Genomic DNA, 8,453 nt, shown 5'->3' on the forward strand with positions numbered 1-8,453 from the left:
CCCGGCTTGCCGACGAGGAGGCGCACCGGCCCGCCGAGCTCGCTCGCCGCGGCCTGCACCCGCTCGCGCACCGGCATCATGCTGCCCACGGGCGCTGCCGCGACCGCGCCGACACCGGTCGGCGCGCGGTACTCGCCGAACACCTCGCGGAGCGCGCCGGCCCACTCGCCGACGGTTCCGCCCGCGCGCGCGAGCTCGAGCGTCGCGGGGAACAGATTGGCATCGGTCGCGGCGACCTCACGCACGCGCTCGAGTGCGCGCGCGGCACGCTCGCCGTCGCGCTGCGCGCGCCAGCGGGTGATCGACTCGACCTGTTCCTCCTCGGCCCGCGCGTCGGGCGTGAGGATCGCGGCCTCGCCACCGAGGCCGGCCACGAGCGGCGACGGCTCGGTCTCGACGTACTCGTTCACGCCGACGACGCGGATGTCGCCGCTCTCGATGTGACGCACGCGCTCTGCGTTCGACTGGACGAGCCTGCCCTTGACCTCGTCGATCATCGCGAACGCGCCACCACCGTCGAGCACCCAGTCGAGCTCGGCCTGCGCCGCGTCCTCGAGCTCCGCGACCTTCGCCTCGACCACCTTCGACCCTTCGAACAGGTCGCCGTACTCGAGCAGGTCGGTCTCGTCGGCCAGCACCTGCTGGATCCGCAGCGACCACTGCTGGTCCCAGGGACGCGGGAGACCCAACGCCTCGTTCCAGCACGGAAGCTGGATCGCGCGTGCCCGCGCGTCCCGAGACAGCGTGACGCCGAGCATCTCGAGCACGATGCGCTGCACGTTGTTCTCGGGCTGGCTCTCGGTGAGCCCGAGGGAGTTGACCTGGACGCCGTAGCGGAAGCGCCGCAGCTTCTCGTCGGTCACGCCGTAGCGCTCACGCGTGATGCGATCCCACATCCGCGTGTACGCGCGCATCTTGCACATCTCCTCGACGAAGCGGATGCCCGAGTCGATGAAGAACGAGATGCGCCCGACGACGGCGGGGAATTCGTCGGCCGGGACCTGGCCCGACTCCTTGATCGCGTCGAGCACCGCGACCGCGGTGGCGAGCCCGTAGGCCAGCTCCTGCACCGGCGTCGCGCCCGCCTCCTGCAGGTGGTACGGGCACACGTTGATCGGGTTCCACTTCGGGATGTGCTTCACCGCGTGGGCGATCAGGTCCACCGTGAGGCGCTTCGAGGGCCCGGGCCCGAAGATGTACGTGCCCCGCGACAGGTACTCCTTGACGATGTCGTTCTGCGTCGTGCCCTGGAGCACGGCGGGGTCGACGCCCTGCTCCTCGGCCATGGCGACGTACATCGCGAGCAGCCACATCGCCGTCGCGTTGATCGTCATCGACGTGTTCATGTCCTTGAGCGGGATGGCGTCGAAGAGCGCGGCCATGTCGCCGATGTGGCTGATCGGCACACCGACCTTGCCCACCTCTCCACGCGCGAGCACGTGGTCGGGGTCGTAGCCGGTCTGGGTGGGCAGGTCGAAGGCCACCGAGAGGCCGGTCTGGCCCTTGGCGAGATTGCGTCGGTAGAGCGCGTTGCTGGCCGCCGCGCTGGAGTGCCCGGCATAGGTCCGCATGACCCAGGGACGGTCGCGGGTCGGGCGGGCGGCGGAGGTCGGAGCACTCTCGTCGGGCATGGTCCCGAAGGTACCTCCGGCCCGCGACGACAGGGAGTCGCTCAGGCGGTGAGAGGCGCCACAGTGTGGCGACCGGCGTGACGCGAGGCGAGGATGCGGTCGAGGCGGCACCCGCGCAGGAGGCGCCGGGTCCGGTCGGTCGGGTCGACGAGCAGGAGCTGTCGCTGTGCCCGGGTGGCTCTGCGGTGCAGGTGCAGGATGACGCCGAGTCCAGTGGCATCGCCGATCTCGGCATCGCCAAGGTGCAGTCGGAGCTCACCCGCGCCAGTAGCGATGACGGCGTGGATGGCGTCGCGGATGTCAGGGACGGTATGGACGTCGAGGCGGCCTTCGATGATGACATCGTGACCATCGGGCGCTTCGAGCACCCTGACTGGCGTCCGCGTCGGCATCCTACGGTGGGCATTCAGCGACATTGTGACCCCTCTCAACTGCTGCTGCCGTCATTCATGATGACGCCGCCCGTCTCAAGAAGGTTGCCCCCCGGAGTCAAGAAAGCGTCAAGAAAACCGGCGGTGGACCCGGAGAGGTTAAAGAGCCAGTCAAGTTGACCGGAAGATCTCGGAATGTGGACTACTCGTACCAGTGCTCGTCCGGCTCGCGGGTGACGTCGGCGCCGAGCGAGCGGAGTGCCACCTCGAAGTGTGGATAGCCGCGGTCGATGTGGTGGACGCCGCTGACGAGGGTGTAGCCCTCGGCGACCAGGCCGGCGATGACGAGGGCGGCCCCTGACCGGATGTCGCTGCTCTCGACCGGGGCGCCGGACAGGACGGGGACCCCATGGGTCATGACGTGATGGCCGTCGACCTGCATGTCCGCGCCCAGGCGGGCGAGCTCCTGCACGGTGCGGAAGCGTGCCTCGAAGAGGTTCTCGGTCACCATGGCGCTACCGTCTGCCACCGCGTTGTAGGCCAGGGCGAAGGGCTGAAGGTCGGTCGGGAAGCCCGGGTAGGGCAGGGTCGCGACGTCGAACGCCGTCGGGCGCCCGGCACCGTCCGGCACCGCGACGCGGAAACCGCGAGCCGTCCCCTCCACGTGACAGCCCGCCGCCGCCAGCGACTGCAGGGGTGAGCGCAGGTGCTCCGCGACGCCCCCCACCACCTCGATGTCACCGCACGTCGTTGCGGCCGCGAAGGCCCAGGTGCCGGCCGCGACCCGGTCCGGGATGACGCGGTGCTCGGTCGGGTGCAGGGTGTCGACACCGTCGACCACGAGGCACGAGGTGCCGGCGCCGGCGATGCGAGCACCCATCGAGATGAGCATGTGCGCGATGTCGGTGATCTCCGGTTCACGGGCGACGTTGTCGATCGTCGTGCGCCCACGAGCCAGGACGGCGGCCATGAGGATGTTCTCGGTCGCACCGACGCTGGGGAAGTCGAGCCGGATCTCCGCTCCCCTGAGGCCGCGCGGTGCCTTGGCCACGAGATATCCGTGCGTGACTCGCACCTCGGCGCCGAGAGCCTCCAGGCCCGCCGCATGGAGGTCGAGGCCTCGGGACCCGATCGCGTCACCACCGGGCACGGCGACGTCCGCCTCGCCGACCCGTGCGACGAGGGGACCGAGCACCGAGATCGAGGCCCGCAGGGCCCGGACGAGCTCGTAGTCGGCGCGATGCCCGATCGACGCGGGGACATCGATGACGGCGACTCCCGCCGCGGGGTCGTAGTCGACCGACACCCCAAGTCGCCGGAGCAGCTCGGCCATGATGCGCACGTCGGCGATCTCCGGCATGTTCGTCAGGGTGGTCCTGCCCTCGGCGAGGAGGGCCACGGCCATGAGCTTGAGAGCGCTGTTCTTGGCGCCGACGACGGGGACCTCGCCGACGAGTCGGCCGCCGCCCACGACCCGGAACCGCTCTCTCACGCTGCGACCCTACCCATGCCGGACGGGATGCAGACCAGTGAGAGAGTGCTGCCATGGTCAACCTGACGAAGATCTACACCCGGACCGGTGACGACGGGACGACGAGCCTCGGCGACTTCTCGCGCACGAGCAAGAACGACGATCGACTGCACGCCTACGCCGACACCAACGAGGCGAATGCCGCCATCGGCATCGCCATCGCGGCAGGTGGCCTCGAGGACGACGTCAAGGCGACGCTGCTGCGGGTCCAGAACGAGCTGTTCGACGTGGGGGCAGACCTCTCGACCCCTCTTCAGGAGAGCTACGAGTACCCACCCCTGCGTGTCGACCAGCCGTGGATCGACGATCTCGAACGGGACTGTGACCACTACCTCGAGCGCCTCGAGAAGCTGCGCTCCTTCATCCTCCCCGGCGGGAGCCCCGGCTCGGCGTACCTCCACCTCGCCACGACGATCGTGCGGCGGGCGGAGCGCGCGGCCTGGGCGGCGATCGAGGCGCATGGCGACCAGCCCGGTGCCGAGCGTGGCGCCGGTGGTGTCAACGTCCTCACCGCCAAGTACCTCAACCGGCTCTCGGACCTGCTCTTCATCCTCGCGCGGATCGCCAACCTGCCGATCGGCGGCGACGTCCTGTGGCAGCCGGGTGGCGGGCGGGTGGCCAAGCCCGAGAAGCGGCAGCCCTGACGCTGAGCGACCCAGCCAACGCGGGCGTTCCCGGGGGCGCGGCCCGCACGCGCCGTGGGCTTGTCAGGCCACGTTGACGTTGTAGCCCGGCGGTGCGGCCTCCTGCCACGAGCGGACGGCGGTGTAGTCGGGGCCTTGGAGGGCGAGCTCGAAGGTCTCGTGCCGATCAGTGCAGACAACGGCATACGCGTCAGGCAGCAGGGCCAGCGACTCCTCCGGCGGGAGCAGCCGGGGTGCCTCGAGGAGCAGGGTCTGGCGCCGCCAGCGGCGCTTCGGGCGCAGCGAAGCGCCCCCGAGCGTGTACCACTCGAGGGCGTTGTCTGCCAGCCGCATGAGGCCGAGGTGCCAGCGGTCCGAGCCGCTGGCGCGGTAACCGCAGAGGGTGAGCTGCTGCCCGCCCGCGATGTAGCGCCGGCGCAGGTAGGTGACCCCGAGCACGACGAGCACGATGACCAGGAGCAGGCCGATCACGATCTCGGTGGAGACGAGAGCGGACGGCACGGCGTGAACCTCAGTTCGTGGTGGTCTGCATCGACGAGGCGTCGACGTGCTCGGCGACGATGGTGACGACATCGGAGTCGACGGAGAGGAACCCGCCGTCCACCGTCACGGTGGACCGGGCCCCGTCGAGGGCCTCGATGGTGACGTCGCCCTCCACGAGGACCCCCAGCAGGGGCGTGTGGCCGGGCAGGATGCCGAGCTCACCGGCGATCGAACGAGCGCGCACCAGCTTCGCCTCGCCCTCCCAGACCTTGCGGTCTGCGGCAACCATCTCAACCTTGAGCGAACTCACGTTTCCTCCGAGTCGTGGGGATGTGCTTGGCAGTTTAGTGCCTCTGACAGGATGCTCCGTACGTGGCGTCGACCGGCCGACCAGGTTGCCATGGTCGCCGTCGCGAAGGTCCCGATTCCCTCCATCACCACACTCCAAGGAGCCAACCAGTGAGCACTGCTGTGTCCGACGCCCTCCTCGACCAGACCCGCCGACCGGCCGCCGTGGCCGCCCTGACCGAGGTCATCGATGCCGAGGTCGCCGACAAGTCGGGCATCGGCGGCGCGGCCGTCAAGGCCGGCTATGCCGCCGCCCGCAAGCTCGGCGGCGACTTCGTCCCGAGCGCCACCGACCGTCTCCTGCCTCAGTTCGCGGCGGCCCTCGACCCCTTCTGGGCCAGCAAGGGCGACGCCGGTTTCGCCGCGCACCTGCAGGCTCGGTCCCAAGAGGCGGCCGACGCCCTCCTCTCGGTGACCGATGCCAAGGCGGAGGGCACGTCCCACACCGCTGCGAAGAAGGTCTACAACGCCTTGCGCGGCAAGGCCAAGGAGCAGGTGGTTGCCGCCCTCCCACGCCTGGGCGCCACCGTGGAGCGCCTCGTCAAGGCGTGACCATCTAGCGGTCGTATGCCGCTGAGCTGCATTCGCGGGAGGGCTGCCACCCAGCCCTCCCGCCGCTTCCGTCGAGTGGCCCGGTTGTCCGGGTTCGTGACTCAGCGGCCGAGCGAGGGCCAGCTCAGCGGCATACGGCGTCGATCAGTCCGAGGTTGGGGCGGACTGCTCCTGCGGGCGATCAGTGGCCACCCGGGGCAGCTCTGGATGGAAGCGGTCGCCGAGGTCCTCGATCGCCGTCCGGGCGAAGACCTGTTGTTGCGTCACGACGCGCTCAGCGCGGCCACTGCCGAGGAAGCTGATCGCCCAGTGGAGCAGGGTCGTCACGCGGTGCTTGAACCCGATGATGTAGAGCAGGTGGACGGCGAGCCAGAGCACCCAGGCGAAGAAGCCACTGAAGCGCGCCTTGCCGATCGACGCCACCGCCGAGAACCGGGAGATCGTCGCCATCGACCCCTTGTCGACGTAGCGGAACGGCTCCCTGGGCGGCTCTCCGGCGAGGCGCCCCTTGATCGTCTCCGCGGCGTAGCGGCCGCTCTGGATGGCCACCTGGGCCACGCCGGGCAGCCTGTCGAGCGCCATCATGTCGCCGACGACGAACACCTCGGGGTGCCCCGGGAGGGTCAGGTCAGGCAGCACGTGGATGCGGCCCGCTCGGTCGACCTCCGCCCCTGTCTGCTCCGCGAGGTGCGCGGCGAGCGGCGACGCACTGACGCCTGCCGCCCAGACCTTGCAGAGCGACTCGATCCGCTCACGAGTGCCGTCGGTCTGCTCGACCTCGATCCCGGTCAGGTCGACATCGACGACCTTGGCGTCGAGGCGGATCTCGACCCCCATCTGTTCGAGCCGCCGTCGCGCCTTCTCGCCGAGCCGCTCCCCGAAGGACGCCAGCATCGTCGGAGCGGCATCGAGCAGGATGATCCGCGCGTCGTGCGGGTCGATGCGGCGGAAGTCCCGGCTCAGGGTGCGATGAGCCAGCTCCGCGATCTGCCCCGCCATCTCGACCCCCGTCGGCCCCGCGCCGACGACGACGAAGGTCATGAGCCGCTCGATCTCGGCCGGGGTGGAGGCGAGCTCGGCGAGCTCGAACGAGCCGAAGATGCGCCCCCGCAGCTCGAGGGCGTCGTCGATCGACTTCATCCCCGGCGCATGTCGGGCGAACTGGTCGTTGCCGAAGTAGGACTGGCCGGAGCCGGCAGCGACGATGAGCGTGTCATAGGGCGTGACGGTGACCCGTCCGACGGACTCGTGGGTGACCGTGTGTGCGGCAACGTCGATGTGCGTCACCTCCCCGAGGAGGACCTCCGCGTTGCGCTGCCGGGCGAGCACCTCGCGCGTCGACGGTGCGATCTCGCCCTCCGACAGGATGCCCGTTGCCACCTGGTAGAGGAGCGGCTGGAACAGGTGGTGGGTCGTGCGCGCGACGAGGGTGACGTCCACGTCGGCCCCCTTGAGCCGCTGGGTCGCGAAGAGCCCCCCGAAGCCAGACCCGATGACGACGACGCGGTGGCGGCCGCTCGAGGCGGCAGAGTGCGAAAGATCCGTCATGGTCCCATCCTTACCCAGAACGCAGGTGGCGCCGGCCTCCCTTGGGGACGCCGGCGCCACACGTGAAGTCTGTGCTCCTGAGAGCTGGACCTCAGAGGTTCTTCTGGATCTCGGCCCACTGGCGCTCGACGTCGTCGAGGCCACCGCACATGAAGAAGGCCTGCTCGCCGACGTGGTCGAACTCGCCATCGGCGATCTTGGTGAACGCCTCGATCGTGTCGCCGAGCGGGACGGTCGAGCCCTCGATACCGGTGAACTGCTTCGCGACGTAGGTGTTCTGCGACAGGAAGCGCTGGATCCGGCGGGCGCGGTTGACGAGGATCTTGTCCTCTTCGGAGAGCTCGTCGATGCCGAGGATCGCGATGATGTCCTGCAGCTCCTTGTTGCGCTGCAGGATCGAGCGGATCCGGACGGCCGTGTTGTAGTGGTCCTGCGAGACGTACCGCGGGTCGAGGATGCGCGAGGTGGAGGTCAGCGGATCCACGGCCGGGTAGATGCCCATCGACGCGATGTCACGGGACAGCTCGGTCGTCGCGTCGAGGTGGGCGAAGGTCGTCGCCGGCGCCGGGTCGGTGTAGTCGTCGGCCGGCACGTAGATCGCCTGCATCGAGGTGATCGAGTGACCGCGCGTCGAGGTGATGCGCTCCTGGAGCACGCCCATCTCGTCGGCGAGGTTGGGCTGGTAGCCCACGGCGGACGGCATGCGGCCGAGGAGGGTGGAGACCTCGGATCCGGCCTGCGTGAAGCGGAAGATGTTGTCGATGAACAGGAGCACGTCCTGCTTCTGGACGTCGCGGAAGTACTCCGCCATCGTCAGGGCGCTCAGCGCGACCCGGAGACGAGTACCCGGCGGCTCGTCCATCTGGCCGAAGACCAGCGCGGTCTGGCCGAGGACGCCGGCCTCCTCCATCTCGACCATGAGGTCGTTGCCCTCACGGGTCCGCTCGCCGACGCCGGCGAACACCGAGCGCCCACCGAACTCCTGCGCAACCCGGCGGATCATCTCCTGGATGAGGATCGTCTTGCCCACACCGGCGCCACCGAACAGGCCGATCTTGCCGCCCTGCACGTACGGCTCCAGCAGGTCGATGACCTTGATGCCGGTCTCGAACATCAGGGCTTTCGGTTCCAGTTCGTCGAAACCGGGGGCCGGCCGGTGGATTTCCCAGCGCTCGTCCGCGCCTTCCACCTTGTCGACATCGAGGGGCTGTCCGATCACATTGAACACGTGACCCAGCACCGCGTTACCGACGGGGACCGTGATGCCGTGGCCGAGATTGCGGACCGGAGTGCCCCGGCGAAGGCCGTCGGTCGGCTTCAGGCAGATGCACCTCACCCGGCCTTC

9 protein-coding genes are annotated in these 8,453 nt (G+C 69.4%); 2 read left to right on the forward strand and 7 right to left on the reverse strand.

All coding sequences use genetic code 11. The annotated features are described in order from the left end of the window. The 3 genes from ABF401_RS15420 to murA form a co-directional block, all read right to left on the reverse strand. The coding region (locus tag ABF401_RS15420; RefSeq protein WP_353510456.1) for a methylmalonyl-CoA mutase family protein at positions 1-1,631 on the reverse strand (1,631 nt) is incomplete at its 3' end. A gap of 41 nt (positions 1,632-1,672) precedes the next feature. Then, positions 1,673-2,047: an STAS domain-containing protein gene (locus ABF401_RS15425; RefSeq protein ID WP_353510457.1), complete on the reverse strand. Its 375-nt coding sequence runs from the start codon at positions 2,045-2,047 to the stop codon at positions 1,673-1,675. 157 nt (positions 2,048-2,204) lie between these two features. Beyond that, positions 2,205-3,494: a UDP-N-acetylglucosamine 1-carboxyvinyltransferase gene (murA, locus tag ABF401_RS15430; RefSeq protein WP_353510458.1), complete on the reverse strand. Its 1,290-nt coding sequence runs from the start codon at positions 3,492-3,494 to the stop codon at positions 2,205-2,207. A gap of 53 nt (positions 3,495-3,547) precedes the next feature. Between murA and ABF401_RS15435 the strand changes: the two genes are divergently transcribed. Beyond that, on the forward strand, positions 3,548-4,177 hold the full coding sequence (locus ABF401_RS15435; protein ID WP_353510459.1) for a cob(I)yrinic acid a,c-diamide adenosyltransferase: 630 nt from the start codon (positions 3,548-3,550) through the stop codon (positions 4,175-4,177). Positions 4,178-4,240: 63 nt separating this feature from the next. On the opposite strand, the gene ABF401_RS15440 is transcribed toward ABF401_RS15435, so the two are convergent. Together ABF401_RS15440 and ABF401_RS15445 are read right to left on the reverse strand one after the other, a co-directional pair. Further along, positions 4,241-4,678 (reverse strand): DUF2550 domain-containing protein, encoded by a 438-nt coding sequence (locus tag ABF401_RS15440; protein ID WP_353510460.1) that lies wholly within the window; start codon positions 4,676-4,678, stop codon positions 4,241-4,243. A gap of 10 nt (positions 4,679-4,688) precedes the next feature. Then, entirely contained in the window at positions 4,689-4,970 is a 282-nt protein-coding gene (locus ABF401_RS15445) for a F0F1 ATP synthase subunit epsilon (protein WP_353510461.1), read from the reverse strand. 149 nt (positions 4,971-5,119) lie between these two features. Between ABF401_RS15445 and ABF401_RS15450 the strand changes: the two genes are divergently transcribed. Beyond that, positions 5,120-5,560 carry a DUF6918 family protein gene (locus ABF401_RS15450; RefSeq protein WP_353510462.1) on the forward strand — a complete coding sequence of 147 codons (441 nt, stop codon included), beginning with the start codon at positions 5,120-5,122 and terminating at the stop codon, positions 5,558-5,560. 144 nt (positions 5,561-5,704) lie between these two features. Here the strand turns inward: ABF401_RS15450 and ABF401_RS15455 are convergent, their stop codons facing one another. Next, the gene (locus tag ABF401_RS15455; RefSeq protein WP_353510463.1) at positions 5,705-7,108 is read right to left on the reverse strand and encodes an NAD(P)/FAD-dependent oxidoreductase; all 1,404 of its coding nucleotides are present in this window, start codon (positions 7,106-7,108) and stop codon (positions 5,705-5,707) included. Between the two features lie 91 nt (positions 7,109-7,199). After that, a partial coding sequence (atpD, locus tag ABF401_RS15460) for a F0F1 ATP synthase subunit beta (RefSeq protein WP_353510464.1) occupies positions 7,200-8,453 on the reverse strand: 1,254 nt, incomplete at its 5' end.

The organism is Intrasporangium sp. (genome assembly GCF_040414665.1).
GTDB lineage: Bacteria > Actinomycetota > Actinomycetes > Actinomycetales > Dermatophilaceae > Intrasporangium.